This window comes from Rhodococcus sp. IEGM 1318, from assembly GCF_033142465.1.
Classification (GTDB): domain Bacteria; phylum Actinomycetota; class Actinomycetes; order Mycobacteriales; family Mycobacteriaceae; genus Rhodococcus_F; species Rhodococcus_F qingshengii_B.
The window spans coordinates 66418-92103 of the sequence record NZ_JAWLSC010000014.1 but is presented as its reverse complement, the minus strand read 5'-3'; the positions used below and the strand labels follow the sequence as shown (position 1 = coordinate 92103).

The 25686-nt window shown below is 61.8% G+C and carries 26 protein-coding genes; 14 read left to right on the top strand and 12 right to left on the bottom strand.

The window, feature by feature from the left end:
• The first annotated feature begins 211 nt into the window (after positions 1-211).
• Entirely contained in the window at positions 212-622 is a 411-nt protein-coding gene (locus R4P65_RS33225) for an HNH endonuclease (RefSeq protein ID WP_411742594.1), read from the top strand.
• Between the two features lie 203 nt (positions 623-825).
• Here R4P65_RS33225 and R4P65_RS27390 read toward each other — a convergent pair whose 3' ends face one another.
• The 3 genes from R4P65_RS27390 to R4P65_RS27380 form a co-directional block, all read right to left on the bottom strand.
• Positions 826-1158, bottom strand: a complete 333-nt coding sequence (locus R4P65_RS27390) for a hypothetical protein (protein WP_317828848.1) — start codon at positions 1156-1158, stop codon at positions 826-828.
• Between the two features lie 414 nt (positions 1159-1572).
• Complete coding sequence (locus R4P65_RS27385; RefSeq protein WP_317828847.1) at positions 1573-2106, bottom strand: hypothetical protein; 534 nt, start codon at positions 2104-2106, stop codon at positions 1573-1575.
• A gap of 17 nt (positions 2107-2123) precedes the next feature.
• Complete coding sequence (locus R4P65_RS27380; protein ID WP_317828846.1) at positions 2124-3602, bottom strand: recombinase family protein; 1479 nt, start codon at positions 3600-3602, stop codon at positions 2124-2126.
• Between the two features lie 26 nt (positions 3603-3628).
• Between R4P65_RS27380 and R4P65_RS27375 the strand changes: the two genes are divergently transcribed.
• On the top strand, positions 3629-4579 hold the full coding sequence (locus R4P65_RS27375; RefSeq protein ID WP_317828845.1) for an NADP-dependent oxidoreductase: 951 nt from the start codon (positions 3629-3631) through the stop codon (positions 4577-4579).
• A gap of 237 nt (positions 4580-4816) precedes the next feature.
• Here R4P65_RS27375 and R4P65_RS27370 read toward each other — a convergent pair whose 3' ends face one another.
• Entirely contained in the window at positions 4817-5971 is a 1155-nt protein-coding gene (locus R4P65_RS27370) for a Rieske 2Fe-2S domain-containing protein (RefSeq protein WP_411742593.1), read from the bottom strand.
• A gap of 45 nt (positions 5972-6016) precedes the next feature.
• On the opposite strand from R4P65_RS27370, the gene R4P65_RS27365 reads away from it, so the two are divergent.
• Together R4P65_RS27365 and R4P65_RS27360 are read left to right on the top strand one after the other, a co-directional pair.
• Entirely contained in the window at positions 6017-6598 is a 582-nt protein-coding gene (locus R4P65_RS27365) for a TetR family transcriptional regulator (protein WP_317828843.1), read from the top strand.
• Positions 6599-6678: 80 nt separating this feature from the next.
• Positions 6679-7380 (top strand): HNH endonuclease family protein, encoded by a 702-nt coding sequence (locus R4P65_RS27360; protein WP_317828842.1) that lies wholly within the window; start codon positions 6679-6681, stop codon positions 7378-7380.
• A 1-nt stretch (position 7381) separates the two neighbouring features.
• On the opposite strand, the gene R4P65_RS27355 is transcribed toward R4P65_RS27360, so the two are convergent.
• Positions 7382-8614 (bottom strand): amidohydrolase family protein, encoded by a 1233-nt coding sequence (locus tag R4P65_RS27355; RefSeq protein WP_317828841.1) that lies wholly within the window; start codon positions 8612-8614, stop codon positions 7382-7384.
• Between the two features lie 158 nt (positions 8615-8772).
• On the opposite strand from R4P65_RS27355, the gene R4P65_RS27350 reads away from it, so the two are divergent.
• Positions 8773-9408: a TetR/AcrR family transcriptional regulator C-terminal domain-containing protein gene (locus R4P65_RS27350; protein WP_317828840.1), complete on the top strand. Its 636-nt coding sequence runs from the start codon at positions 8773-8775 to the stop codon at positions 9406-9408.
• On the opposite strand, the gene R4P65_RS27345 is transcribed toward R4P65_RS27350, so the two are convergent.
• The gene (locus R4P65_RS27345) at positions 9395-10969 is read right to left on the bottom strand and encodes a molybdopterin-dependent oxidoreductase (RefSeq protein ID WP_317828839.1); all 1575 of its coding nucleotides are present in this window, start codon (positions 10967-10969) and stop codon (positions 9395-9397) included. The two genes, R4P65_RS27350 and R4P65_RS27345, sit on opposite strands and share 14 nt — an antisense overlap.
• Positions 10970-11096: 127 nt before the next feature.
• Between R4P65_RS27345 and R4P65_RS27340 the strand changes: the two genes are divergently transcribed.
• Complete coding sequence (locus tag R4P65_RS27340) at positions 11097-11915, top strand: shikimate 5-dehydrogenase (RefSeq protein ID WP_317828838.1); 819 nt, start codon at positions 11097-11099, stop codon at positions 11913-11915.
• 205 nt (positions 11916-12120) lie between these two features.
• Here R4P65_RS27340 and R4P65_RS27335 read toward each other — a convergent pair whose 3' ends face one another.
• Both R4P65_RS27335 and R4P65_RS27330 read right to left on the bottom strand, forming a co-directional pair.
• Entirely contained in the window at positions 12121-12957 is an 837-nt protein-coding gene (locus tag R4P65_RS27335) for a sulfurtransferase (RefSeq protein ID WP_317828837.1), read from the bottom strand.
• A gap of 22 nt (positions 12958-12979) precedes the next feature.
• Positions 12980-13603, bottom strand: a complete 624-nt coding sequence (locus R4P65_RS27330; protein ID WP_095971546.1) for a LysE family translocator — start codon at positions 13601-13603, stop codon at positions 12980-12982.
• A gap of 102 nt (positions 13604-13705) precedes the next feature.
• Here R4P65_RS27330 and R4P65_RS27325 point away from each other — a divergent pair, with 102 nt between their 5' ends.
• From R4P65_RS27325 to R4P65_RS27315, 3 genes are read left to right on the top strand one after another with little or no spacing between them, the layout of a single operon-like run.
• On the top strand, positions 13706-14179 hold the full coding sequence (locus R4P65_RS27325; protein ID WP_003941284.1) for an Lrp/AsnC family transcriptional regulator: 474 nt from the start codon (positions 13706-13708) through the stop codon (positions 14177-14179).
• 36 nt (positions 14180-14215) lie between these two features.
• On the top strand, positions 14216-15454 hold the full coding sequence (locus R4P65_RS27320) for a benzoate/H(+) symporter BenE family transporter (RefSeq protein WP_317828836.1): 1239 nt from the start codon (positions 14216-14218) through the stop codon (positions 15452-15454).
• 11 nt (positions 15455-15465) lie between these two features.
• A complete protein-coding gene (locus tag R4P65_RS27315; RefSeq protein WP_317828912.1) occupies positions 15466-15900 on the top strand; it encodes a thioesterase family protein in 435 nt (144 codons plus the stop codon).
• Here the strand turns inward: R4P65_RS27315 and R4P65_RS27310 are convergent.
• Positions 15897-16925 (bottom strand): phosphotransferase family protein, encoded by a 1029-nt coding sequence (locus R4P65_RS27310; RefSeq protein WP_317828835.1) that lies wholly within the window; start codon positions 16923-16925, stop codon positions 15897-15899. The genes R4P65_RS27315 and R4P65_RS27310 overlap by 4 nt on opposite strands.
• Positions 16926-17146: 221 nt before the next feature.
• On the opposite strand from R4P65_RS27310, the gene R4P65_RS27305 reads away from it, so the two are divergent.
• The 5 genes from R4P65_RS27305 to R4P65_RS27285 are packed head-to-tail and all read left to right on the top strand — an operon-like array spanning position 17147 to position 22304.
• Positions 17147-18235: a thiamine pyrophosphate-dependent dehydrogenase E1 component subunit alpha gene (locus tag R4P65_RS27305; protein WP_317828834.1), complete on the top strand. Its 1089-nt coding sequence runs from the start codon at positions 17147-17149 to the stop codon at positions 18233-18235.
• Entirely contained in the window at positions 18232-19209 is a 978-nt protein-coding gene (locus tag R4P65_RS27300; RefSeq protein WP_317828833.1) for an alpha-ketoacid dehydrogenase subunit beta, read from the top strand. The genes R4P65_RS27305 and R4P65_RS27300 overlap by 4 nt, the downstream gene beginning before the upstream one ends.
• Positions 19206-20405 (top strand): dihydrolipoamide acetyltransferase family protein, encoded by a 1200-nt coding sequence (locus tag R4P65_RS27295; protein ID WP_317828832.1) that lies wholly within the window; start codon positions 19206-19208, stop codon positions 20403-20405. Before R4P65_RS27300 ends, R4P65_RS27295 begins: the two co-directional genes overlap by 4 nt.
• Before the next feature lie 10 nt (positions 20406-20415).
• Positions 20416-21621 (top strand): MFS transporter, encoded by a 1206-nt coding sequence (locus R4P65_RS27290; protein WP_317828831.1) that lies wholly within the window; start codon positions 20416-20418, stop codon positions 21619-21621.
• A 29-nt stretch (positions 21622-21650) separates the two neighbouring features.
• Positions 21651-22304: a hypothetical protein gene (locus R4P65_RS27285; protein WP_269068690.1), complete on the top strand. Its 654-nt coding sequence runs from the start codon at positions 21651-21653 to the stop codon at positions 22302-22304.
• Between the two features lie 356 nt (positions 22305-22660).
• Here the strand turns inward: R4P65_RS27285 and R4P65_RS27280 are convergent, their stop codons facing one another.
• The 3 genes from R4P65_RS27280 to R4P65_RS27270 are packed head-to-tail and all read right to left on the bottom strand — an operon-like array spanning position 22661 to position 25523.
• The gene (locus R4P65_RS27280; protein ID WP_317828830.1) at positions 22661-24091 is read right to left on the bottom strand and encodes an NAD(P)(+) transhydrogenase (Re/Si-specific) subunit beta; all 1431 of its coding nucleotides are present in this window, start codon (positions 24089-24091) and stop codon (positions 22661-22663) included.
• On the bottom strand, positions 24091-24414 hold the full coding sequence (locus R4P65_RS27275) for an NAD(P) transhydrogenase subunit alpha (RefSeq protein WP_003941319.1): 324 nt from the start codon (positions 24412-24414) through the stop codon (positions 24091-24093). The genes R4P65_RS27280 and R4P65_RS27275 overlap by 1 nt, the downstream gene beginning before the upstream one ends.
• On the bottom strand, positions 24414-25523 hold the full coding sequence (locus tag R4P65_RS27270; protein WP_317828829.1) for a Re/Si-specific NAD(P)(+) transhydrogenase subunit alpha: 1110 nt from the start codon (positions 25521-25523) through the stop codon (positions 24414-24416). Before R4P65_RS27270 ends, R4P65_RS27275 begins: the two co-directional genes overlap by 1 nt.
• Between the last annotated feature and the right edge of the window lie 163 nt (positions 25524-25686).

Genomic DNA, 25686 nt, shown 5'->3' with positions numbered 1-25686 from the left:
CCTCGCACGGAGTTCACCAGTTTGATCGGCCCGGTTAGGTAGTGGCGGCCCCTCGTCTCCATATCAGCCGAGGGGCGCGGCATCATCTACCCACCAAAGGCTCTGGCTCTTTCACAATGGGAGCCAGAGCCTTTGGCGTATCGAAACCTATAACGTCCTCACTACAAAACCTGCTACACATATTGAAACCTGTTGGAAGGCTGGGAATATCATGTCGGACTCGTGGTGGTTGAAAGATGCACGTTGGGTCGCCATACGCAAGTGGTACAAGGACAACACACCTGCCGGGGGCTGGACGTGTCATCTCTGCAAGGAACCCATCAACCCAAATGTCAGTGGCCGCACCAGGTTCGGGCTTTCAATTGATCACATCGTGCCGGTCAGTCGTGGTGGTGCTTTGTTCGATCTAGCAAACACCGCTCCCGCACACGGTAAATGCAACTCAGGCAAGCGTGAGGGACGCAACCTGGTTGCCACCGTGGCCGCGCCGTATCAAGCCCCGTTCCGACGCCGAGCACGCCGTGCACCAGGTACAACACCGAAGGCCAAGGCCGTAACAACGCAGCCGATATTTGTGGAACCTGTTGGCCCCGACGACGTGACTGGTAGCCAGATCTGGTAGCCCACAGTGCATCTCACTGCATCACAAACCATCACACAACCAACTAACTTGCATTGCTTCACATCACACACATTGCTTCACTACTGACTGACACCATGCTGCATGCCTTGCCTACTGCACACCATGCATGCTACTCAGATCCCTTGCACCTCAAGATGTCTTGCACCTTCTGTCACTGCACTGATGCATGACCACACTGCATGCTATGCCTTGCTGCTACCTACCACCCAACGATGCACTGCCATCAGCACGTTGCCCAACGCATGCCAACCACCAACGCAACGCATGTCTCTGTATCGCAACTGCCTTGCATCACACTGCACTCCATTGCCCACGATCGCTGGACCATTGCGCACCAAGCTGCCGACGACGACGAGCACAGCCAGCAGCAGTGCAGCAGCGACCGCGAACGATACGACTGTGAGACCAACGCACGCTCGAAGTGCCATCCATGCGAACCGCTGTGCCGCAGCTGCGCTCGGTAGCTCCTGCCGTACTAATGCAGTCCAATCGCCTACCGCTGATGTAGTAGTCATTGGTCGCTCACCTCTTCCAGTTGGTGATATCCGAATGAATAACGCTGCAATGAATGAGGTTATTCCTTACCGATAACTCGACACTAATACCTATTCGAGAATAGCGCGAGCGACACAAAAAGAATGGTGTAGGTAGGCCGCAGTGGGCCGAGGGTAGGGGGGCATTCGTTTGCCGTGGTTCCCACATGCCTAGCGAGACCCTGCCTCCGATCGCTTCTCCCTCTAAGTTGAAATTTTCAACGATGTTGCATAACCGCAGGTCAGGACCTTTTTCATGCGCTGCATGTGGCTTGCGGGAGGGTCCAAAAGAGAATCTGCCATGGGATCGCGAGAATCGACCCGAGAAGTTAGCCGGGAAACGCCATTAAAAGAATCCAATTTTCTTATAGGCATCCTGGGTGAATTATCAAACTCTCACCGAACTCCACCATTTCGATGTGTGGTTATCACCGTCTCTGTGGTCCGAAGCATATTGCGCTTCGTTTTCGGATATTTGCGGATTGGTTTAAACCGCTGTGCATATCCAACTATTGCCGTTCCATGCGGAATTGGGCTCAGCTTTTCGTCTCGAATTGTCCACACGAGGCACCCGTGAGCTTCGACGCGTGCCGGGAGGTCCGGGCCGTCAAATACATCGCGATGCCCTTCGTAGTTCAGATTGACCGAACGATCCTCCGAGCGAATACCGATGTTCGCGACAGTCGTCGCTTCGGCTCCCTGATTGAGAACGACGAACGTAAATTCATCTTCCACCGTTCCCGTGGCTGGAGTCGGTGGGGGGCCATCACTTTGCGCGGAAGATCCCATGCTCACGATTGAGACAATGGTCGGCACATTGATAATTGCCGATTGCCGGATGACTACTGCAATCCTTGGCCACTTAAGCCATGTCAGGGCGAAGCCCCAGACCAACGCGATTATCGACAACACAAGGGCGGCAACTGACATGCGCGAGAGCCTACCGCCTAGTCCGTCTTCCACCAGTCAGAGTCAATCGAAATCATCTTCTTCGGCACGATTTCCACAGTGTCGGGGTCGAATACTCGACGCGGATTGCGCACCTTCACTCTCAGAATCGTCACCTTCAAGCACTCTCTGACGACCTCGCGCCTGTCCAGAATGTCGAGAGAATCCCACACGGCTTTTGTGTCTCCATCAGCGAATTTCTGCAGTACCGGATTACCTACCTGGCGCGCTCTCGCTTCGGCGGCTTCGATCTTCGGCAGTAGTGACTGCTCCATATGCTCTGCCATACGTGCCCGTGTGGACGCCGAGATATTGGCGTTGGTCAGCTCCAGAATTTCGGCGTCGAGTTGCTGCCTGAGTTCGCGGGCAAGTTCGGCAGCTTCCCTGGCAGCTTTGTCGTCGCCGTACATAGCGGCAGCAGCCCGCACATGATCCGAAAAGAACTCCACTACAGCCGATTCCACATGCTTGTCCAGCTCGTCGGCAGCGCGCTTCACGTGACTGTCTGGGCAACGGTATCGAGGCCGAAGGTCTGACTTCATATTGGAATGCTTGACTCCCTGGCCGCACACTTCACAGGTAGCTATGCCCGAAAGTAAATGCGTTACTTGACTTCCCCAGGTACGGGACCGAGAGGGGTCGGTGAGCATGGCAACCAGCCGAGTGTGTTCGCCTTCGGTTATAAGCGGTTCCCAATCGCCCCGTGTACGTGAGATCTCGACCCGTTCGCCGGTTTGCTTGTCGTGCCGCCGACGTACGTGGATTCCGGCATAGGTCGGACTCAGGACCATCGAACGCAAACCCTTCCCGCCGATCTTGGCCCAACCACTCCCTTGCCTACCGACACCACGACTAGGCGCGGGCACTCCGCGCTCTGCGAACTCTTTTGCCAGGCTTCGCAGTGAATCACCCGCCAGCAGTCGGCGCACCGCCTCTTGGACGATCGGCGCGGCTTCCGGGTCCACAGTCCAACCATCGGGGCCGCGCACATATCCGAAGGGCATCCACCCGTTGTGTGTCCCTGTGGCAGCGGTCCGATCCTTCGCCCGCATGATTCGCTTGCGTGACAGCGCTACCTCTAGTTCGGCATTCTGAGCCGCGATACCGAGCATGTAGTTGTCGTTCGGATCGTTCAAGTCGTACAGCCGCCCGCCGACGAACCACTGCACGCCGAGGTCTGCGCAGAAATCCCGTAGCTCTGCGAACTCACCGAGCTTGCGCGTGATCCGAGACGACTCCCAGGACACCAGGACAACGCCACGCCGCAGTAGAGCACGCAGACGTAGAAACCCCGGACGAGTGCCCTGGGAGTATCGAGACGCGCCTATGTCGTTGTCGACCACCACGTCAATGACCGGCCACCCTTCGACCTCGCACGTGCGCCTGCAATCGGCTTCCTGCTCCGACACCGACCTCGCACGGCCTGACTGGTCACTGGACACGCGGCAGTAGATGACCGCGCCTTCGATCGTTGCCATGACTGACGCCTTCCCAATCGTTGCGAATGCCCTGGTCACATGGTAGTTCTATATGGGTGACTTTCGCATACGGATTCACCGAGTACGGCGGACCGGACACACAGTCCTACTTCGACGTCACCCTGCCTCCGCCGGGTGCCGGCCAACTGTTGGTGTCGGTCCGAGCGGCGGGAGTCAACCCAGCCGATTGGAAGGTTCGCGCTGGTACGCGAAAAGACACCGTCCCGGTGACGCTGCCTGCGGTTCTGGGCCGCGAAGTGTCCGGTGTTGTCATCGGAGTAGGTCCGCGGGTCACCGAGTTCAAGGTCGGCGACGACGTGTTCGGCGCTACCGCCACCGGCTTCGGCGGCTACGCCCAATCGACCATGCTGAACGTCTCGTCGACAGCGCACAAGCCACCTACTGTGTCGTGGGCGGATGCCGCGGTGCTGACCGTTGCGGCAGGAACGGCCTACGACGCTCTCCACGATCTCGGGCTGAAGCCCGGGGCGACACTCCTGCTCCTCGGCGCCGGCGGCGGCGTGGGTCGCAGCACGATCGCGCTTGCACTGGCGCGGGGTATCAACGTGATCGGTGTCGCGAGTGAGTCCAAGAGAACCGCAATCGAGGAAGCGGGAGCACGTTGGGTTGCGTCGGGGGACGGATGCGCAGACGACGTGTCCGCGTTGTCCTCAGTCGGAGTGGACGCGGTTTTCGACCTGGTCGGCGGGGACACTCTCACCCGCGGTGCCGCGCTCGCGCGATCAGGCGCGCCGATCCTGAGCATCGCCGATCCGCTGGCGGCGAGCCGACTCGGCGGCGGCGGAGTCGAACGCCGAAGGACTACAGCAGTATTCACAGAGGTGGCGGCACTCGTGGCCGATGGGACCCTGAACCCGTCAGTGTCGGGTCGCTACCCCTTCTCCCGCGCTGGGGAAGCGCTCGCTGCAGTCGAAGACGGCCATGCCGCAGGCAAGGTGGTGATCGAGTTCGGGTGACGAAGTGCTTCCACAATCTCCGCGATCAATCGAACTGCCCCATCAATCCTTCCATCGTCGCGGCCTTGATACTCGCTTGCACATCGGGACAACGACTCAAGGCCGGATGCGAGTCCATGGAAGCTGTCAAGGACGGGCACGACCGGGAGGTCATACCGCTCCACTGGACTGAAGTCTGGTGCCAACTCGATTTCTCCACCGCCACCGATGCCCGGCACCGACGACACTCGACGTGTGTCAACGTGACACCTCTGCCGATCGGAGCGCAAGACCCTCCGACACAACTTCGCGCCAGGTGTCGACCGGCGTGGTCATGTCGAGTTCGAACTCGAAGCGTTCGACCATGTCAGCACTGATGTCAGAGACATCGACGTAAAACTGTTCGTACCAGCGGCGTAGTTGATAGACGGGACCGTCGCCATCGCACAGTAGCGGATTCTCGATTCGGGTTTTGTTCTTCCAAATCTCGATGTCCTGTTCGAAGCCTTTGGTGATGTATCTCCCCATACTCTCGGCCATGTGCTCGCTGGCGCGCCGATCCAACAGCGGGGAGTGCTTGACGAGTACCCCGTAGATGAGAACAAAGCTGTCTACGTCGATCGGATAGTGGCAGTTGATCAGGACAGACTCCATGTCGAATTGGTCGTAGTGATAAGTCAATTCGTCGATCATGAAAGCGGGGCCGTAGTAGGCGGCCTTCGACGTGTTACCGATCAATAGCGGCGCCCCTCCGGCGGCAACCGGTCGAATATCCTCTCGTGCAAGACCGTTCATGTACTGCGCAGCAATATGCCCCTCGAAGACGTTCCGGAAGTGCGTCGGGAACGATCCGTGAACATAAAAGAAGTGGGCCATATCCACGTTGTTGTCGATAAGTTCACGACAATTTGTCTGTACAACTATCTGCCTGAACCCCTTCCAATCGGTCCAATCGTCGGATGCAACTCCGGGAATTCGAGGAGGCGTGATCTCGACCGGAGGCATGTTGCCTTCCGGATCGTTGTAGACGAACAACATTCCGTCCTGGTCGAGAATGCTCCAAGAACGAGTTTTCGCAATCGGGGGCACTCGACGGGCATAAGGAATTTTCGTACACCGTCCGTTCCCACCCCAGCGCCAATCATGAAACGGGCAGGCGATCGAATTGCCCTTGACCTCACCCTGACTCAGATCGCCGCCCATGTGACGGCAGTATGCGTCCAAGACGGAAAGCTCGCCCTCCTCGCCTGCAAAAACGACGAGCTTCGTTCCGAAGGCACGGACCGAATGCGGCTTGCCGTCCTTGTACGGGGCGGACAAGCCCAGACAATGCCACCCTCGGGCGTATCGATCACGCGGTGCAACAGAGTCGATTACACGGTATCCACTGTTCTCGATATGCTCCATGACCACAGTTAAGCGAAATCGCTTAACTGTGTCAAGGGTAGATTCCGTCGCATGGCTGTCGACTCACTTCTCTCCGCCGCCGAACGTGTGTTTGCCGAGCGAGGCGCTGACGTGTCGCTCAGAGACATCGCGATCGCCGCGGGTCAACGCAATAATTCCGCTGTGAACTACTACTTCGGCGACCGACAGGGTTTGATCGACGCGGTCGTTCGTCGTCGCTTGGCGGCCGTGGAGGGCTCGGCAACTCGACTACTCGAGGCTGCCGACACGCAAGACAACAGGCACTTGACCGGCATTCTGGTGGGTGCACTCCTGGAAGCAACCGAGCAGCAAGGGGCAACTCACTACTTCCGGTTCCTCGAGGTCATGCGCCACCAAGTCAAGATCTGGCCTGCCGACGAAGGATCCTCCTGGTCTACCATCACGCAGGCGCTGTCCGAACAGCTGAGCGAAGGAACGGTATACGAACGTACGAGCAGGATTTCGTCGATGGCCACGACGCTTTTTGCACTTCTTGCCGATTACGAGCGCTCCAAAGACGGCGAAGGAGTCCTGGCGTCACTCGGACCAACGCCCGCTCAGATCGTGGAAATGGTCGTGGCACTACTTCAAGCGCCGATGCATCCGAGGTAAATCCCGCAGGTGGCCAAGTTCGGCTGATCTCTGTCGGGCTCCGATGGTTCAATCACCGTCTACGACGGGCGGGGGCACAGGTGATTGCACGGCTATCTGCGATGCTGTCGACGCTCGTGCTCGCATGTCTTGTCGCGTCCTGCGGATGGTTCGGAGACGAGCGTCTCGATTCGGCCCCTGGCAGCCCGACGCGATCGGAACTCGAAGAGTTGCTGTCCCGTACCGCAATCGTGAACAACCGCCCACGTCCGGGTGGATACGAGCGCGGCTGCGGTAACGGCGAGGCCTGCGTCTTCGGACCCGCTTGGTCCGACGACCAGGACGCGCCAGGTGGCCACGACGGGTGCGATACCCGCAACAACGTTCTGGCCCACGATCTCTCGGACGTAGTGTTCAAACCGGGAACACGTGACTGCGTCGTATTGTCCGGCGTGATGACCGACCCGTACTCCGGTGACCGCGTCGAATTCGAACGAAGCCGGGCCAAGTCCGTCCAGATCGACCACGTCTTCCCACTCGCCGCGGCCTGGGACTTCGGCGCGAACTCCTGGACGCCCGCGCTTCGGATGAGGTTCGCGAACGACACGTCATTGAACCTGTTGGCCGTCAACGGCCCCGACAACCAGTCGAAAGGCGACAGCACGCCCAGCGACTGGTTGCCGCCCAATCCTGCGTACCGATGTTTCTACGCAGGCAAGTACTTGACCGTCGCGATTTCCTATGGCTTACCGGTAAGCCGAGCAGATCATTCAGCGCTGACGGATCTTGCCACTCGCTGTTGATCTACCGACGGTCCTTCACCACTCGACCGCTCTGAACGACGAGTGCGATGAGCTCACGATCGGCGAAGATGGACGGATCCGTCAACGGATCGCCGCGGAAGGCAACGAGGTCGGCGAACTTACCGACTTCGATTGTGCCGACCTCCTCGGCGATGCCGAGAATGTCGGCGTTGATCCGGGTAGCGGAAACCAATGCGTCCATCGGGGTTTCGACCTGGGCACGCAGGACCAACTCCATTCCCCGGCCCGTTTGATCGGTACCGATGAGGTCCGATCCCAATCCCACTCTGACGCCGGCATTTCGAGCGGCGAGGAGTCCGTCGATCTGACCCTGCATCATCTGGCCGATGCGCGCCGAAATCGATTCGGGTAGACCCGCTGACGCCGCGCTGTCCGAGAGCGCCTGCACCACAGCCAAGGTCGGTACCAAAGCGACGTCGTGCTCGGCCATCAACTTGGCCGTCTCGTCGTCGATGTCGGAACCGTGCTCGACGCATTTCGCGCCGGCGGTAACCGCGTTCCGGATTCCCTCGTTGTTGTGAGCGTGCACCGTGACATACGTACCGCGCGCATTGGCTTCCTCGACGGCAACTCCGATCTCGTCGACCGTGAACTGCGTGTCGGTGAGCTTGTCATGAGTGGATACCACTCCCCCGGTAACGCACAGTTTGAGGAAGTCGGCACCTCTGCGGAACGTCTCACGAACGTTCTTTCGCATTTCGTGCGGGCCGTCGGAAAGCAGAGACATACAACGCAATCCGGGGATGTCGTGATCGGACCAGTCCGAAGTCGGCTCCCACTCGGCCGCCAGGTGTCCGTGTCCGCCGGTCTGGCATTGGATCGGGCCACACTGAATGATCCGCGGCCCCGGAATCTTGCCAGAGGCGACAACTCCGGCGAGTCCACCGTCGATTCCGCCGCAGTCACGAACCGTGGTGAATCCCCCGTCGAGAGTAGACGCGCAGGTCGCGAACATGTCTGCGGCCAGTTCGGCTACCGATATCTGACGCCGCAGGCTCGGGGCGAGATCACTCGATCCACCGAGATGAACGTGTGCGTCGATCAGTCCGGGCGTGATCGTCAACCCGGTGCAGTCCAACACCTCCACCCCCTCGGGCGGCGTGCCACCGATCGCACTGATGCGTCCGCTTTCCACAGCAACAGGGCAGTTCTCGATGGGGTCGGCGCCCGTACCGTCGATGATCGTTGCACCGGTCAGCCATACGACAGACATATTGAATGTTCCTCCGACGTGTACCGATCGCCGGAAGATTCCGCCGACATACCGAATAGGGTTCGGTTAGTATGGTGCATATCGGCTCCTGAAATCAAGGAGTCGTCATCAATCGATCCAATCCAAGATTGCCGACGAATCCCTCACCAGGAGAATCGATGCCGCGTCCCACCCAGCCGATACTGTCCACGGGCAACATCACCGACGCCGCCCTGGATGCTGTCGACGCGACCGGTGACTTCACCATGCCCGGAATCGCCAAGCAATTGAACGTGACTCCGTCTTCGCTCTACACACACGTTTCGGGTCGATCCGAGATCGTCGAACTCATGCGCATCCGCGTGATGTCGTCGATCTCGGTCCCGCAACCACCCGCAGGGTGGAGCGAGCGGGTCAGCGCATGGGGGTGGGCCTATCGCCGAGCTGCGGTCGAGCATTGGCGTCTCATCCCGCTGCTCATGACGCGAAGCGTCCGCACCGAGGTGACTTTCGACATCGATACCGCACTGGTCCAAGCATTTTCGGATGGCGGGTTCGATCCGATCGACACTCGTCACGCAATTTCCACGCTGGACAGTTTGGTCCTCGGATCAGTCGTCAAGCTGTCGACGCCGGATGTCGCGTGGACTCTATCCTCGAACCCGAGCGAGATCACCCGTGAGGCCACGACCCCACTGCGAACCGACGACACCTTCGACTTCGGCCTGAGAACCCTGATCGCCGGATGGATGGCCCAGTGCGTCGTCCGCCTGTATACCGAATCCCATTCGGATCTACCTGTCACTTCACCGTGAACGACCTCGTGTGCCATCCCGTGGCGCCACCGGGAATCGGCGGAGTGCGCTCTTCCACCTGAACGTTCCCGTCCAAATCCGTCGCCCTGACCTGCACGGTGTGCAAACCCGAGCCTGCATCCCACATCCACGACCATTGCCGCCAGGTGTCGATCGAGTACTCCTGCGCCAGTGTCGCGGGTTGCCATTCGCCGTTGTCCACGCGAACCTCGACCTTCTCGATCCCACGATGCTGGGCCCAGGCAGTTCCCGCCACCAGCACCTGGCCCGGCTCGATCGGCGCCAGAGCTGCCGGTACCTCGATACGCGACGACGTCTTGATCGGTGCCTGCGCACCCCAACCGCGCTGGGTCCAATAGGCCTCGACCTTGTCGAAACGCGTGAGTTCCCACTCCGTCACCCATTTGGTGGCGGAGACGAAACCGTAGAGGCCGGGAACCACCTGCCGAACGGGGTAACCGTGCTCGAACGGCAACGGCTCACCGTTCATCGCCACGGCGAGAATCGCGTCACGACCATCGGTGACTATCTCGACGGGAGTGCCGACCGTGAAGCCGTCGACGCTGGTCGAGAGAAGCATGTCCGCGTCGGGATGGACACCGACTTCGTCGAGCAGGTCTTTCATGGGATAACCGATCCACTTCGCGTTCCCAGCCAGAACGCCACCCACCTCGTTGGAAACACACGTCAGCGTGATCACCCGCTCGATGGGCGTTCGCGCCACCAGATCGTCGAACGACAACGTCATCTCGCGGTCGACCATGCCGTGAATCCGCAGTTCCCATGAGTCCGTCGTCAATTGCGGAACGAGGAGAGCGGTGTCGATGCGATAGAAGTCGTCGTTGGGCGTGATGTACGTCGACGCGCCCGCAATCCCGATGTCCGCACCCGCCGGAATCGGCGGCGCCGGTTCGGCGGCGGTGGGTACGACGAAGTCTTCACGATTCGCCACTGCGCCGGCGATTCTCTGCCCCACGAACTTTCCGGCTGCGCCCGCTGCCGCAGCCACTGCCAACGCCGCACCTGCCAGCAGAAGGAACTGGCGACGAGGCAACCACGAGTCGGCGACGCCCGGCGAGAGCGGCACCTCCAGTTGCGTGATCAGCAACCGCAGAGTCGCGACACCCGCGACCACGCCGACCAGCGTCGGGAACACGTACATCGCGTCGGCAGTCGGGCGTTGCAACGCCGCATACACGCCAACCGCACCGAGCAGAATGAGGATGAGGCTGCCGATCGGGCGGCGTCGCCGTTCCAGGAGCCCGGCCACCGCGCCGAGCAGAACGATCAAGATCGACATTCCGATAAACAGCGCCGGCTTGTCGTTGGTACCGAAGGTGTCGATCGCGAACTCGCGAGCCCAGGCCGGCGTTCGGTCGACGGTAGTTGCACCGACTGCGTAGAAGGGCGACGCGTCCGGGTTGATCGGCAGGGCCACCAGTTCACCGACGCCCAGGACGACAGCGGCGGCCAACACGCCGGAGATCGCGTGTGCTGCCCACCTACGACGCGGTGGGCGAGATTCGGTGCTCGGGTGCTCGTCGATGTTCTGTGTGACCATGTCGTCTCGGCTCTGTCGGTGCGAGTGGTGCTTCGATCGGGTACCCGGCATTCGGCGCTGCGCGACGTCCGGATGGGTGCACTCCTCCATCAAGAACTACTCCAGACACGCGATTAGAGTGGGAACGATGACCGTCGACCTCAACAAGGACACGCTCCTGTGCATGTCGCTCTCCGGGCGACCGAGCAACATCGGCACCAGGTTTCACAATTACCTCTACGAGGAATTGGGCCTGAACTTCGTCTACAAAGCCTTCACGACCGAAGACGTACCCGCGGCGATCGGCGGCATACGAGCACTCGGGATTCGAGGCTGTGGGGTGTCGATGCCGTTCAAGGAACAGGTCATCGAGCACATCGACGTCATGCACGATTCGGCCAGCGCCATCGACTCCGTCAACACGATCGTCAACGAGTCCGGAGTGCTGCACGCCTACAACACCGACTATCAGGCGGTGGCCGATCTGCTGCGTGACAACGACGTCGATACGAGCCTGTCCGTCGCTGTCGCCGGCAGCGGCGGCATGGCCAAAGCAGTCGTCGCCGCGGTACGCGACACCGGATTCACCGACGTCACCGTGATCGCCCGAAACCAGGAAGTAGGGTCGGCGCTCGCCGAGCAGTACGGCTTCGACTGGCAGGCCGAACTCGGTGCGCTTCGTCCCGGTGTGCTGATCAATGCGACCCCGATCGGAATGTCCGGCGGCGCTGAAGCCGATGCACTGTCGTTCCCCGAAAAAGCAGTTCGCGCAGCGGAAGTTGTCTTCGACGTCGTCGCGATGCCCGCGAACACTCCTCTGATCGCGTTGGCCACCGAACTCGGCAAGACGGCGATCACGGGAGCGTCGGTCATTGCCCTTCAGGCCGCCGAGCAGTTCGTTCTCTACACCGGTGTGCGTCCGAGCGCGGAGCAGATCCACCGAGCGTCGGAATACTCACGGGCCTAGGACCACGCCACAGTGAACGAGACCGGGGAGACTCCGCCTCAACAACTGGCGCAAAACTTCACGCAACCACTTGATGACCGTGATACTTGTGGCCATCTCGTTCGGGTTCCTGATGGCGCCCGCTGTCTGGCACCGTGCGCCGCGATCATGTTCACGGCCCTGTGGTTCCTCGTGCCGTCCTTCATCGATCGCACCAAGAGCTGACTCAGGCTCCGGTTTCGACGGCGCGAGTGCTGTCGTTCGACCACTGTGACCACGAGCCCGGGAACAACGTCGCGTCGTAACCTGCGATCGTGAGCGCTGCAATCTCGTGCGCTGCAGTCACTCCGGATCCGCAGTACACCGCCACCTTGTCTCCGACGCCCAGTCCGGCGAATCGCTCACGCAGGTGGGTTGCATCCAGGAACCGCCCGTCGCCGGTGATGTTCTCGGCGGTCGGCGCGCTCACCGCACCGGGGATGTGCCCTGCGACGGGATCCATCGGCTCGACCTGTCCGCGGTACCGCTCCCCGGCTCGGGCGTCGAGAAGGACACCGCCCTCGCTCGTCCAGTTGCCGACGCCGTCGATGTCGACAGTCGGCATGTTGCCTCCGGTGAAAGTCACGTTGCCCGGAGTGACGGACTCACCTATACCGGCCGCCAACGGCAGTCCCGCGGACTCCCAGGCCTGCAACCCGCCGTCGAGGAGTCGGACGTCCGAGAGTCCGGCCCACCGCAGAAGCCACCAACCGCGGGCAGCGGCAGTATTGCCGGTGGCGTCGTAAAGCACCACCGAATCACCGTCGTCGATTCCCCAACTACGCGCAGCCTCCTGCAGGTCTTCGAGACTCGGCAGCGGATGCCTTCCCTTGTCCGGCGACGGCGGCGAAGCAAGTTCCTCGTCGAGGTTCACGAATACCGCGCCGGGAATATGGCCGTCGCGAAAATGCTGCTCGCCGTTCGAATCACCCAGCGCCCATCGGACATCGAGCAATCGCGGCGCAGCGCCGGCCTCGATGAGAGCGGACAGTTCTTCGACGTCGATCAGCACGGGAAGTGTCATGAGCTCATCCTGACACGACCTCTCACGCAACCCCGAAGAAGGCACCGAGACCCACCAACAACACTCCAGTCACGACATCGATGCGCTTGCCGACGCCAGGACGACGCAGCTTCTTGCCGGCTCCGGCCGCCATCACCACCACGATCGCCCACCACAGTGCCGCGGCGACCACCGTCGCTCCCGCCAACATCAGTGTCCGCAGCCCTGCTCCTTCACCGGGCTCGATGAATTGTGGGAGTAGCCCGAGAAAGAACAACAACGCCTTCGGGTTCAGCAAGTTCGAGAGGAAGCCGTAACGAAACGCCGTGGTGACCGCGATCGGTTCTTTCGCTGCCGGAAGTCCCTCGTCCGAGGCGCGGGCCTTGAATGCACTTCGAATCGCGGAGATACCGAGCCAGGTCAGATATGCCGCCCCGGCGTATGTGAGCGCGGAGAGCAACTGCGGACGCGTCGCGACGAGGGCGGAGAGACCCAGTGACGCGGCCGCAGTGTGAACGAAGAGCCCGGAAATCACGCCGGCGGCCACCACCGCGCCGGTCCGTCGATCTGCCAGAGAATGACGCAGGATCAGGACAAAATCCGGTCCCGGCGTGAACAGGACGATGGATAGCAGGGAGCCGAAAGCAAGCCATTGACCAACACTCATCCGAAATACCTCACACCCGAGCTGATTCGAGACACAAATTCATGCCAGGAGTGTGCAACTGGATCCGGGAACTTCAAAACGACTCCGGATATAGTTCGGCAGATGACAAAGAATGAGCCTCTGGATCCGGTGGACTGGAAGATTTTGGCCGAATTGCAGAACGACGCGTCGATCACCAACAAGGTTTTAGCCGATCGTGTCGGCTTGGCGACGTCCTCGTGCCACGAGCGCGTACGACGCCTCCGTGCCAACGGGACGATCAGCGGCATCCATGCGGTTGTCGACCCGGCTGCCGTGGGTCGGTCGATGCAGGCGATCATCGCCGTGCAATTGCGCCCGCATCGACGCGACCTCGTCGACCGCTTCACGGCCGACGCGCTCGCGCTGCCGGAAACCCTTGCACTCTTCAACGTCTCAGGCCCTGAGGACTTCTTCCTCCACGTCGCCGTCCGTGACAGTGCGCATCTACAACGGGTATTGATCGACCACCTCGCCGCGCATCCCGAGGTCTGGCACGCCCAAACACACCTCATCTACGGCAAAGCGGTCACCTCACCCATCCGACCGGACAGGTAAATCGGGCCTCGAGCGGGTCGGGCAGAATCACTGACCATGTCGGACTCCACAGATACCACCGAACCGGAAGCCGTTCGCAGCAACTCGCAGCCAATGAGTGCAGGCATCGTCACGGCCCTCGTCGGCTTCACCAGTTCGTTCGCGGTGGTGCTCACCGGCCTCGCAGCTGTCGGTGCAGACGCGACCGAGGCGGCGTCCGGACTGCTGGTTCTGTGTGTGACCCAAGCGTTGGGAATGCTCTGGCTCTCACGCCGGTACCGGATGCCGATCACCCTCGCCTGGTCGACGCCCGGTGCCGCTCTGCTCGCCGGCGCGGGTGCGGTCGAGGGTGGGTGGCCGGCCGCGGTCGGCGCCTTCGTCGTCGTCGGAATCGCGATCGTGCTGACCGGACTGTGGCCGACGCTCGGAAGGGTCATTTCGGCAATCCCGACGCCCCTCGCGCAGGCGATGCTTGCCGGAGTTCTGATGCCGTTGTGCCTGGCGCCGATCATCGCCGTCCGGGACGCACCGGCAGCGGTCGCGCCGGTCATCCTGGTTTGGCTTGCGGCGCAGCGCTTCTCCAAGCGATGGGCGGTTCCGCTCGCATTTCTCACCGCAGCGGTCGTGATCGGGATCAGCCTCGTCACGTCGGATCGAGTGCTCGACGCCGGCGCCATGATTCCCCGCATCGATCTCACCGCGCCGTCGTGGACCTGGCAGGCGATGATCGGCATCGCCGTTCCGCTCTACATCGTCACGATGGCTTCGCAGAACATTCCCGGTGTGGCGGTGATGAATTCGTTCGGATACACCGTTCCCTGGCGACCGTCGATGATCGTGACGGGTATCGGCACCATCGTCGGCGCTCCGGCCGGTGGCCATGCGATCAACCTTGCGGCGATCAGCGCAGCCCTGGCCGCCGCCCCCACCGCGCATCCGGATCCCAAACGTCGATGGATCGCTGCCTTCACCGCAGGCTGGGCGTATCTCGTTCTCGCTGCGGGCGCGGCCGCCGTGGCCGCCTTGGTAGCTGCCGCTCCGGCCGGCGTCGTGGAAACTGTTGCCGGACTGGCACTCCTGGCGACACTGGCCGGTGCCCTCACTTCGGCACTGAGCGAGGCGAGTGAGCGTGAAGGCGCAGTGGTCACGTTTCTGATCGCCGCATCCGGTGTCAGTATCCTGGGAATCGGTTCGGCATTCTGGGCACTGTTGGTGGGACTGATCGTGCGCGCCGTCCTGCAGGGCACCACCCTGCCCTCACTCTTGCGAAAGTCCTCACTACAGTCGAAGCCGTGAGCACAGCGCAGATGCCCCCGTCGATCAGCGAGTTTCCCGTCCTCTGGCCCGTCCCGACGCGGTGGGACGACAACGATCACTACGGCCACGTCAACAACGTAACCTACTACTCGTACTTCGACACCGCGGTCAACGCCTGGCTGATGTCGTCCACGGGAACCGACATCCGCAACCTGCCTGCTATCGGCGTCGTCGCCGAGACGTCGTGCCGGTACCTGAGCGAACTGTCGTTCCCCGAGCAGTTGCAGGTGGGTATCTCCGTCGAAAAGCTGGGCACCAAGAGCATCGTCTACTCGCTCGCGATTTTCCACGAGGTCGACGGCGGCAATTGGGAACCCGCTGCCAGCGGACGCTTTGTCCACGTCTACGTCGACGCCGACACCCGCAAGCCGGTGGAGATCCCGGCCGCCATCAGAGCGGCAGCCGGGACCTTGATCGAAAACTAGCTCAGACCGAGCTGATCTGCCGTCAAGACGGCGCGTGCAACGATTCCGTCGATCAGCGCGACCGTCGGCCCGCCGTGCTCAGCCTTGTTGCGCGGATCGTCGAGGATACGGCGCAGCACGCCCTCGGCGATGATCGAGAGCTTCCACAGAGCGAGTACATGCCAGTATCCGACGGCTGACACGTCGCGGCCAGTCGCCTCGACGTAGGCAGCGACCAGCTCGTCACGGTTCGGGAAGCCTTCCAGCGTGGACGCCATGAACGGGCCGGCAACCTTGTCACCGGCTTCCGGCCAGTACGCGAGTAGCGCACCGAGATCCGCGAGCGGCTCCCCCAGCGTGCACAGCTCCCAGTCGACAACGGCAACGATGCGCCCCTCGGCCGGATCGGTGATGACGTTGTTGAGGTGGAAGTCGCCGTGAACCAAGGTCACTTCGTTCTGTTCCGGAATGTTTCGGTGCAGAATCTCGGCCAACCTGTCGACGTCCGGAACATCGCGGGTCTTCGACTTCTCCCATTGCGCCGACCACCGCTTGAGCTGACGCTCGGCAAACGGCGTCCGGCTGGCCAGATCATCCAGCCCGGTCTCTTCCAGGTCAACCCCGTGGATGCCTGCGAGGGTTTTCGGCATCGCCAATCCGACCGCGCGACGCTCGTCCTCGGTCAACTTCTGAGCCACCTGAACGCCGTCGATCACAACGCCGTCGATGTAGCTCATGAGGACCAGCGGAGCGTCCGTGATCTCCGGATCTTCCGTGATGCCGAGGATCTTCGGAACCGGCACTTTGGTTCCCTGGAGCGAGGACAGGATGCGGTGCTCGCGAACGACGTCGTGCGCGGACGCCAACAATGTTCCCAGTGGAGGTCTGCGCAGTACCCACCGTCCTCCGCCCGCATCCGTCACGGAGTAGGTCAGGTTCGATTGCCCGTTACCGATCCTCTCGAAAGTCAGTGGTGTCGTGGCGCCGACCCCCAGTTCGGCGATCCACGCGGAAACAGCTTCTTCGTTCAAACCGACTGCAGTCACCGCACCGATGCTAGCGGTTGAAGTCCGATCGGTTGGCCGTACCGACACGTTTGTTACTCGCCAGTTCACAATTCCGGCCCTGATACGGCGGCGAAAACACTTGCGGATTTCCCAATCAGGGGGATCCTGAGGGTAGAGCGACAACTGCATACAACACATCGGGATTGTGCGGCGTACTCACGAGGCGCGCCGGGCATGAGCAGAAACCGAGGTGAGCGAAGATGGTCGACAACCTCGATTATCCGGTCCAACTCATTCAACCGAACGGCGCACGTGTGTGCCGTCCCGAATTCGACCGTCTGATAACAGACATCGGGCCTGACGAACTGCTGTCGTTGTATCGCGATCTCGTCGTGAGTCGCCGAATCGACACCGAAGCTGTTGCCCTGCAGCGCCAAGGCGAAATAGGGTTGTGGGCTCCGATGCTCGGCCAGGAAGCCGCGCAGGTCGGTTCCGCGAGAGCACTTGCCGCCGACGACTTCGCCTTCACCAGCTATCGCGAACATGCCGTCGCGTACTGCCGCGGAGTTCCACCCGAATTGCTGACCACAATGTGGCGCGGAATCTCCCATTCCGGTTGGGATCCAAAACAATTCAACGTCACCAACCCGGCGATCGTCGTCGGCTCCCAAGGTCTGCACGCCACCGGATATGCGCTCGGCGCCCACCTGGACGGCGCCGAGATCGCAACGATCGCCTACTTCGGTGACGGCGCCTCGAGCCAAGGCGATATCGCCGAGGCGATGGGCTTTGCCGCCAGTTTCCGTGTCGGCGTTGTCTTTTTCTGCCAGAACAACCAGTGGGCCATCAGTGAACCGGTATCCCTCCAGTCACGCACACCCATCTCACATCGGGCGATCGGTTACGGCATCCCCGCGATCCGCGTCGACGGTAACGACGTCCTCGCCGTTCTCGCAGTCACGCGCTCGGCGCTCAATCGCGCACGGGAAGGCAGCGGCCCGACGTTCATCGAGGCGATCACCTGCCGGATGGGTCCGCACACGACGTCCGACGATCCGAGCAGGTACCGCGCCGATACGGATATGTCGGAGTGGAGGAGCCGCGACCCCCTCGAGCGAATGCGCCTGCTCCTCGGCCATCGCGATCTTCTGGGAGAGAACGAACTCACCACCATCGCGGCGGCCGCCGACGACGTCGCCGCTGGACTACGACGCGCAACCATCGCGCTCGCCGATCCGCCCCCGTCAGCGCTCTTCGATCACGTCTACATCGAGGCACACTCGTTGATCGACGCTGAACGCGAAGAGCATCGCGCGTATCTGGGCAGCCTGGAAGGGGCTCTGTCATGACCGTCATGAATCTGGTGACCGCACTCAACACCGGCCTGCGACGGGCACTGGAAGACGATCGTCGCGTGGTGATCATGGGAGAGGACGTCGGCCGTCTCGGCGGTGTATTCCGGGTTACCGACGCGCTGCAGAAAGATTTCGGCGATACCCGGGTGATCGACATGCCCCTCGCCGAATCAGGCATTGTGGGAACGGCTTTCGGCCTGGCTTTGCGCGGATACCGGCCGGTCTGCGAGATCCAGTTCGACGGTTTTGTCTACCCGGCTTTCGATCAGATCGTGTCCCAGGTGGCAAAGATCCACTACCGCACCCGAGGCACGGTGACCGCACCACTGACGATCCGGATTCCCAGTGGCGGCGGAATCGGTGCGGTGGAACATCATTCGGAGTCACCGGAAGCATACTTCGCTCACACCGCAGGACTGCGGGTCGTGTACCCGAGCAATCCGGTCGACGGTTTTCACATGATCCGCCAATCCATTGCCGCCGACGACCCGGTGATATTCCTCGAACCCAAACGGCGCTACTGGGACACCGCCGACGTGGATACCGATGCTGCGCCCGAGCTTCCGCTCCCCCGCGCCCGCGTCGCGCGCTCGGGAAACGACGCGACAGTGGTCGCGTACGGATCCATGGTCGCCACCGCACTCGATGCCGCGCGGATCGCCGAAGAAGAGGGCCATGATCTGGAGGTGGTAGATCTGCGTTCACTCTCCCCCGTCGACTTCGACACGATCGAGGCGTCGGTGAACAAGACAGGCCGGATGGTCGTCGTCCACGAGGCGCCGAAGTTTCTCGGCGTCGGCGCCGAAATCGCAGCACACGTCGCGGAACACTGCTTCTACCAGTTGGAGTCGCCGATCCGGCGGGTTACCGGATTCGACATCCCCTATCCGCCTGCCAAGCTCGAGCAATTCCACCTTCCGGACGCCGATCGGATCCTCGCGGCGCTCGACCGAACGCTGGCAGCATGAGTACGACGCACGAATTCCGGTTGCCGGATCTCGGCGAGGGCCTGACGTCTGCCGACCTGGTCGAGTGGACGGTCAGGGTCGGTGACACCGTGGCACTCAATCAAGTTCTCGCCCAGGTCGAGACAGCCAAAGCTCTTGTCGAACTGCCGTCACCGTATGTCGGCGTTGTCAGACAACTTCTCGTCGAACCTGGCACCACGGTTCCGGTCGGTACTCCGATCATCCGTATCGAGGGTTCTGAAGATCCACATGATCCACAGCCGCCGAGTGTGCTGGTCGGGTACGGACCCGCGGCCGAGAGACCGAGCCGGCGACGGAGCGGGATCACGCCGTACTCGCAATCCGCGGCGAGTACCACGCGTCGGCCCGCAACACCCTCGACGCGGCGCGCGGCCCGCGAAGCCGGCATCGATCTGAGCGAAATCACCGGAAGTGGATTCGACGGCGCCGTCACGGCAGCTGACGTCGAAGGCGCGCTTGCCTTGAAGGCGCCTTCGGATGACGCGACACGCCTGGCCTCGTCCGGCATACGGAAACAAATGGCGTCGGCGATGGTTGCCAGCGTCCGCGCTCCGCAGGCCAGCGTCTTCCTCACCGTCGATGTCACGCCTTCGATGGAACTGCTCGGCAAGCTCCGTTACTCGGACGCGTTCACTGGACTTTCGCTCACTCCGCTGACGCTCGCGGCCAAGGCCCTGGTTACGGCGATCTCGTCGCACCCGATGGTGAACGCGCATTGGGACGAGGCCCGCGGCGACGCCGTCATCGACGATCACGTGAATCTCGGCATCGCCGTCGCCTCCGAACGTGAGCTGTCCGTGCCCAACATCAAGAGCGCCGAGACCTTGAGCCTGGTCCAACTCGCACGCGCGGTGACCGAACTGACCGTCGCTGCCCGCGCAGGAGTGACCGATGTCCGTCACCTGACCGGTGGCACCGTCACGATCACCAACGTCGGAGTCTTCGGCGTCGACGGGGGCATTCCTCTCCTCAATCCGGGAGAAGCCGTAATCCTCTGCCTGGGCGCAGTGAGCGAGCGTCCGTGGGTAATCGAGCGAAACATCGAAGTGCGGAGCGTCGTGACACTGACGTTGACGTTCGACCACCGCGTGCTGAGCGGTGAGCAGGCCGCGAGATTCCTCTCATTTGTCGCAGAGATGCTCGCGAACCCGGACCTGTTGCTGACTCACCTGTAGAAAGGAACGAGTGAGCGTCAACCCCACCGACCGCGCAGTCCCCACCTCCGCCCTGGTGCGCGCCCGCGCCGGCATTTTCGGCATTTTCGGCATCAACGGATTTCTCCTCGCGATGTGGGTCGTCCACATCCCGTCCATCGAACACCGAGTGGGGATCAGTCACTCGACGCTCGGCTCACTGCTTCTCCTTCTTGCAGTCGGAGCCATTGCCGGCATGCAATTGAGCGGCCCGCTCGCCGATCGATACGGCAGCAGACGCATGGTCGTCCTGGCGGGTAGCGGGCTGGCATTCGCCACTCTCGGCCCGGGGTTTGCCACGAACACCTGGCAACTGGGCGCTGCACTTGTCGTGTTCGGCTTCGCGAACGGTGCATTGGACGTCTCGATGAACTCGCAGGCCGTCGAAGCCGAACAGCTGTATCGGCGCCCGATCATGGCGGCGTTTCACGGCATGTTCTCGGTCGGTGGCGTGTTGGGGTCTGTCATCGGATTCGGCACTCTCGCACTGGATCTTCCGCCGTACGTCACGCTCAGCATCGCATCGGCAATCGGTTTGCTGGCGGTCTGGCTGTGCTCGCGGCCCCTGCTCCCCCACGTCCACGTGCACGCGGAAACGGCGTCGACTGCCGGAAAGACGCACGGCAGATTCTCGGCTCGCGTGCTCGCGCTCGGAACCCTCGCCTTTGTTCTGATGCTGGCCGAGGGAGCGGCAAACGACTGGAGTGCGCTGCAGGTCAAGGAAGATCTCGGCGTTTCGAATGCCGTTGCCGCACTGTCGTTCGGCGCGTTTTCCGCCACGATGACCGTCGGCCGGTTCACCGCAGATCGGATCAGCGCGGCAGTAGGCCCGGTGGCTGTGGTTCGCTACGGCGCGTTGCTCTCGTCGGTCGGCATGCTGACCGTCGTGGTGTCCGGCTGGCTACCGCTGACGCTGCTCGGTTGGGCACTGTTCGGCGCAGGCCTGTCGGGATGCATTCCGCAGATCTTCACCACCGCGGGAAATCTAGGCTCAGGTTCGGCTGGTACCAACATGTCTCGCGTCGTCGGCATGGGATACATCGGATTCCTCGCCGGCCCGGCAACCATCGGATGGGTCACCAAGCTTGTGCCTCTCACCACAGCGATGTTGATACCGTTTGCATGCGTCCTGGTCGCAGCGGGTTGTGCGGGTGTCGTTCGGCGCGATTCTCCGACCGCCTACAGACCTCACAGCTGATCCTCACGATCGGCACAGACTCAACAGGGATGCTGGTACTCGTGACCGTCTCGACCTCCACCCAGCACCCCACTCCCTCCACAACCACTCGCTTCATCGTTCTTGCTGCGATCGCCGTCGTAGCGTTGGGCATCTTGTATTTTGTGCGACCCACCTCGCCCGGTTTGAGCGTCCCGGATCACGTGCGCACACTTGCCGAGTGGACGGTAGGCCGATTCGACGTCACCGCTGTACTCGCAGCCACTACCGCTTTGGCCGTCGTCTCGATGGTCCGCGGACTGCCATACGGCATCGGCGCGATCCTGCTCCTCGGAATGGGCGCCAACCTCACCAACGCGGCATTCGGCTCCTGGCTCCCTGATGTGCCCCAGGACCTATTGCCCAGCGGTCACGTGGCCGCTGCGACTGCCCTGTACTGCTCGGCGATCTTGATCTCCGCCCCGCAGTGGCGTCCGGTGGTCGCCGGACTCGGGTTCGCCGGAGTTGCTGCGATCGGTGCAAGCGCGCTCGCCGCCGAGCTGAGCGGCCTTTTCGGAGTGATAGCTGGCGTTCTGATCGCTCTGGTATGGGCCTGTGCCGCAGCCATTTTGATGGCACGATCGCCCATCGCCGCGAAACGTGAAGAGCTACGCCCGGATACGGCTGCAATCGCGTTCTCCAGGCACCGGAGCATCCGACTTTAGTCCTAAATCTTTGGGATCCAGAGATTTTCACCGATAGCTCTCCCGCGACGCTCGGACATGACGTATGTTCGGAAATGTCCGAATCAAGTAGTTCCACAGCGAAGGAGTCTTTACCGTGAGCCTCGAAGATCTGAACCCGCTCGAACTGATCCAGAAGTTGATCGAACTACTTTCCGGCTTCTCCTCCGACCCCGAAACTCCCGAGGTCCCGTAAACGTCACCAGAGGCGCCTGATCCGAGTTTTGTCTCGGACCAGGCGCCTTTGTCGTTGCAGCACAAGAAGCCGTTGCGACACACGGCCACGAAAAAGGCGTCCACTCGCAGTTACGAGTGGACGCCCCTTCCGAGTACCAGCGCTACAGCGCCTTGAGTTCCTCGGTAACTTCGGAGACCGACTTCTTGGCGTCACCGAAGAGCATCGAAGTGCCCTCGGCGAAGAAGAGTGGGTTCTCGATACCGGCGAAACCGGAGTTCATCGAGCGCTTGAGCACGATGACCGACTTCGACTGGTCGACGTTGAGGATCGGCATTCCGTGAATCGGTGAGCTCGGATCGTTGCGCGCTGCCGGGTTGGTGACGTCGTTCGCGCCGATCACCAAGGTGACATCGGTACGCGCGAACTCGTCGTTGATATCGTCCATTTCCTTCATCGCGTCGTACGAGACATCCGCCTCTGCGAGAAGAACGTTCATGTGACCGGGCATACGGCCGGCGACGGGGTGAATGGCGTACTTGACCTCGACGCCCTTCGACTCGAGCAATTTCGCCATGTCCTTGACGGCGTGCTGAGCCTGCGCGACGGCAAGTCCGTAACCGGGTACGACGATGACCTGGTTGGCGTAGGCCATCTGGATAGCCGCGTCGGCCGCCGAGGTCGCCTTTGCCGTGCGCACGACGCCGTCGGAGGAAGGCGCTTCTCCGCCGCCGCCACCGAAGCCGCCGGCGACGATGGCCGGGATGGACCGGTTCATGGCCTTGGCCATGAGGTTGGTCAGGATGGTGCCCGAAGCACCGACGATCATGCCGGCGACGATCATCGCCTGGTTGTTGAGTGCCAAACCTGCAGCAGCAGCCGACAAACCGGTGAGAGCGTTGAGCAGCGAGATGACGACGGGCATGTCCGCGCCGCCGATAGGCAGCACGACCATCAGTCCGAGGACGCCCGAGAGCACGAGCACGCCGACGATCCACAGCGAGCTGGTCGGGCCTTCCGGCGCGATCGCCTTGATACCGATGATCACCGAGAACGCGATTGCGGCAATGAGCAGCAGAGCGTTGAGCGGCTGCTGGAGCTTACCGATTCCGATCGGACGACCAGGCAGAGTTTCCTGCAGTTTCAGGAACGCGATCACGCTGCCCCAGAAGGAGATCGATCCGATCACCGCTGCAAAGAGCGAAGCGATGACGATATGCACCGTCGGCGACTCGCCATGCTGGAATGCGGTGAACCCGTCCGAGTCCAGGAATTCCGCGTACGCGATCAAGGCGACAGTGCCACCACCCACACCGTTGAACAGTGCGACCAACTGCGGCATGGCCGTCATCTTCGTGCGGAGCGCCGGCGGGACACCGAGCACGACACCGATGACCAGGCCGGCAGCGATGAGGATCCAGTTACCCATCTCCGCATCTCGAATGGAGATCAGAGTTGCAACGACGGCGATGAGCATGCCGACCGCGGCGATCTGGTTGCCGCGGACTGCTGTCTTTGGGCCGGTAAGACCCATGAGGCCGTAGATGAACATCGAGAACGCGACAATGTAGAGCGCATTGACCAGGTATTCCATTACTGGTCACCATCCTTCGACACAGACTTGGCGGCCGGCTTGGCCTTGAACATCGCCAACATGCGGTCCGTGACCACAAAACCACCGACGACGTTCACGGTTCCGAAGACGAGCGCGACGAACAAGATGATCTGCAACCCGATCGAGGGGTCGTGCACCTTGCCCAGGACGACCAATGCACCCAGGACGACGATGCCGTGGATGGCGTTCGTACCGGACATCAACGGGGTGTGCAGGGTGTTCGGAACTTTGGAGATCACAGCGAAACCGACGAACCCGGACAACACCAGGATCGCGATGTTCGCCAGAAGTGATGTGTACATCAGGCGCCCTTCTCTTCACGGGTGACGCACGCACCGGCCAGAACCTCGTCGGAGAAATCAGGCGCCAATGCACCTTCCACCAACATCAGTTCGATCAGCGCGGAAATGTTCTTCGAGTACAACTCGGACGCATGCTCAGGCATGGACGCCGGCAAATTCAGCGGAGAGCAAATGGTCACGCCGTGCTTGACGACGGTTTGACCCGGCTCGGTCAGCTCGCAGTTACCACCGGTTTCACCCGCGAGGTCGACCACGACACTGCCCGGCTTCATGCCTTCGACCGCGGCAGCGGTGACCAGGCGCGGCGCGGGACGACCCGGAACCAGAGCCGTGGTGATCACGACGTCGAAGCCCTTGATCGCATCTTCGAGTGCCTGCTGCTGTTTCGCGCGCTCCTCGTCGGTCAGCTCGCGGGCGTATCCACCCTCGCCCGCCGCATCGATTCCGAGGTCGAGCCACTGTGCACCCACCGAGCGCACCTGGTCGGCGACCTCAGGGCGCACGTCGTACCCGGTAGCGCGGCCACCGAGACGTTTGGCCGTCGCCAGCGCCTGCAGACCTGCAACACCCACTCCGAGCACCAGAACCGTCGCAGGCTTCACCGTGCCTGCAGCGGTGGTGAGCATCGGGAAGAACCGCGTGGACTCCGATGCCGCCAACAGAACAGCCTTGTATCCGGACACGTTCGCCTGTGAGGACAACGCGTCCATCACCTGCGCGCGGGAGATGCGGGGAATCGCCTCCACGGCGTATCCCTCAATGCCGGCGGCCTTCAACTCGGCGATGCGGTTGTCCGCATTACGCGGATTCAGGAAACCGATGAGCTTCGCGCCGGTACTGATCCGGGCGATCTCTTCAGTCGACGGGGGCGCAACCTTGACCACGACGTCAGCAGTCCACGGATCGCCGATCTTCGCGCCCGCAGCGGTGTACAACTCGTCGGGAATCAACGCCCCCAGACCGGCCCCGGACTCGACGACAACGTCGACACCCTTGGCGATCAAAGCGGACACAATTTTCGGCACCAACGCGACCCGACGCTCACCGTCACTCGATTCTCGAGGGACGCCGACCGACGGACGCACTTGTGCGCTCTTCGATGTTTCCATTTTCCATTACCTTCTGCGGTTGGTGGTTCGCCTGCTGCGACGAGCGGCAACCAGCATGTGATGAGCGGAAGATGACCCGCTTTTGGGTGAATGGTGACTGATAGTAGCCAGAGTTACCGCGGCGTAGGGAAACCGACGACGCACTTTCTCCATCTGAATCGAG

Excerpts from the sequence above, each read along its gene's own strand:
- R4P65_RS27275 (WP_003941319.1), bottom strand. The coding sequence starts at position 24,414 with ATGTACACATCACTTCTGGCGAACATCGCGATCCTGGTGTTGTCCGGG.
- R4P65_RS27330 (WP_095971546.1), bottom strand. The coding sequence starts at position 13,603 with ATGAGTGTTGGTCAATGGCTTGCTTTCGGCTCCCTGCTATCCATCGTC.
- R4P65_RS27280 (WP_317828830.1), bottom strand. The coding sequence starts at position 24,091 with ATGGAATACCTGGTCAATGCGCTCTACATTGTCGCGTTCTCGATGTTC.
- R4P65_RS27320 (WP_317828836.1), top strand. The coding sequence starts at position 14,216 with ATGTCGGACTCCACAGATACCACCGAACCGGAAGCCGTTCGCAGCAAC.
- R4P65_RS27300 (WP_317828833.1), top strand. The coding sequence starts at position 18,232 with ATGACCGTCATGAATCTGGTGACCGCACTCAACACCGGCCTGCGACGG.
- R4P65_RS27355 (WP_317828841.1), bottom strand. The coding sequence starts at position 8,614 with ATGTCTGTCGTATGGCTGACCGGTGCAACGATCATCGACGGTACGGGC.
- R4P65_RS27350 (WP_317828840.1), top strand. The coding sequence starts at position 8,773 with ATGCCGCGTCCCACCCAGCCGATACTGTCCACGGGCAACATCACCGAC.
- R4P65_RS27295 (WP_317828832.1), top strand. The coding sequence starts at position 19,206 with ATGAGTACGACGCACGAATTCCGGTTGCCGGATCTCGGCGAGGGCCTG.
- R4P65_RS27340 (WP_317828838.1), top strand. The coding sequence starts at position 11,097 with ATGACCGTCGACCTCAACAAGGACACGCTCCTGTGCATGTCGCTCTCC.
- R4P65_RS27375 (WP_317828845.1), top strand. The coding sequence starts at position 3,629 with ATGCCCTGGTCACATGGTAGTTCTATATGGGTGACTTTCGCATACGGA.
- R4P65_RS27325 (WP_003941284.1), top strand. The coding sequence starts at position 13,706 with ATGACAAAGAATGAGCCTCTGGATCCGGTGGACTGGAAGATTTTGGCC.
- R4P65_RS27270 (WP_317828829.1), bottom strand. The coding sequence starts at position 25,523 with ATGGAAACATCGAAGAGCGCACAAGTGCGTCCGTCGGTCGGCGTCCCT.
- R4P65_RS27335 (WP_317828837.1), bottom strand. The coding sequence starts at position 12,957 with ATGACACTTCCCGTGCTGATCGACGTCGAAGAACTGTCCGCTCTCATC.
- R4P65_RS27390 (WP_317828848.1), bottom strand. The coding sequence starts at position 1,158 with ATGACTACTACATCAGCGGTAGGCGATTGGACTGCATTAGTACGGCAG.
- R4P65_RS27385 (WP_317828847.1), bottom strand. The coding sequence starts at position 2,106 with ATGTCAGTTGCCGCCCTTGTGTTGTCGATAATCGCGTTGGTCTGGGGC.
- R4P65_RS27365 (WP_317828843.1), top strand. The coding sequence starts at position 6,017 with ATGGCTGTCGACTCACTTCTCTCCGCCGCCGAACGTGTGTTTGCCGAG.
- R4P65_RS27305 (WP_317828834.1), top strand. The coding sequence starts at position 17,147 with ATGGTCGACAACCTCGATTATCCGGTCCAACTCATTCAACCGAACGGC.
- R4P65_RS27285 (WP_269068690.1), top strand. The coding sequence starts at position 21,651 with ATGCTGGTACTCGTGACCGTCTCGACCTCCACCCAGCACCCCACTCCC.
- R4P65_RS27380 (WP_317828846.1), bottom strand. The coding sequence starts at position 3,602 with ATGGCAACGATCGAAGGCGCGGTCATCTACTGCCGCGTGTCCAGTGAC.
- R4P65_RS27315 (WP_317828912.1), top strand. The coding sequence starts at position 15,466 with ATGCCCCCGTCGATCAGCGAGTTTCCCGTCCTCTGGCCCGTCCCGACG.
- R4P65_RS33225 (WP_411742594.1), top strand. The coding sequence starts at position 212 with ATGTCGGACTCGTGGTGGTTGAAAGATGCACGTTGGGTCGCCATACGC.
- R4P65_RS27345 (WP_317828839.1), bottom strand. The coding sequence starts at position 10,969 with ATGGTCACACAGAACATCGACGAGCACCCGAGCACCGAATCTCGCCCA.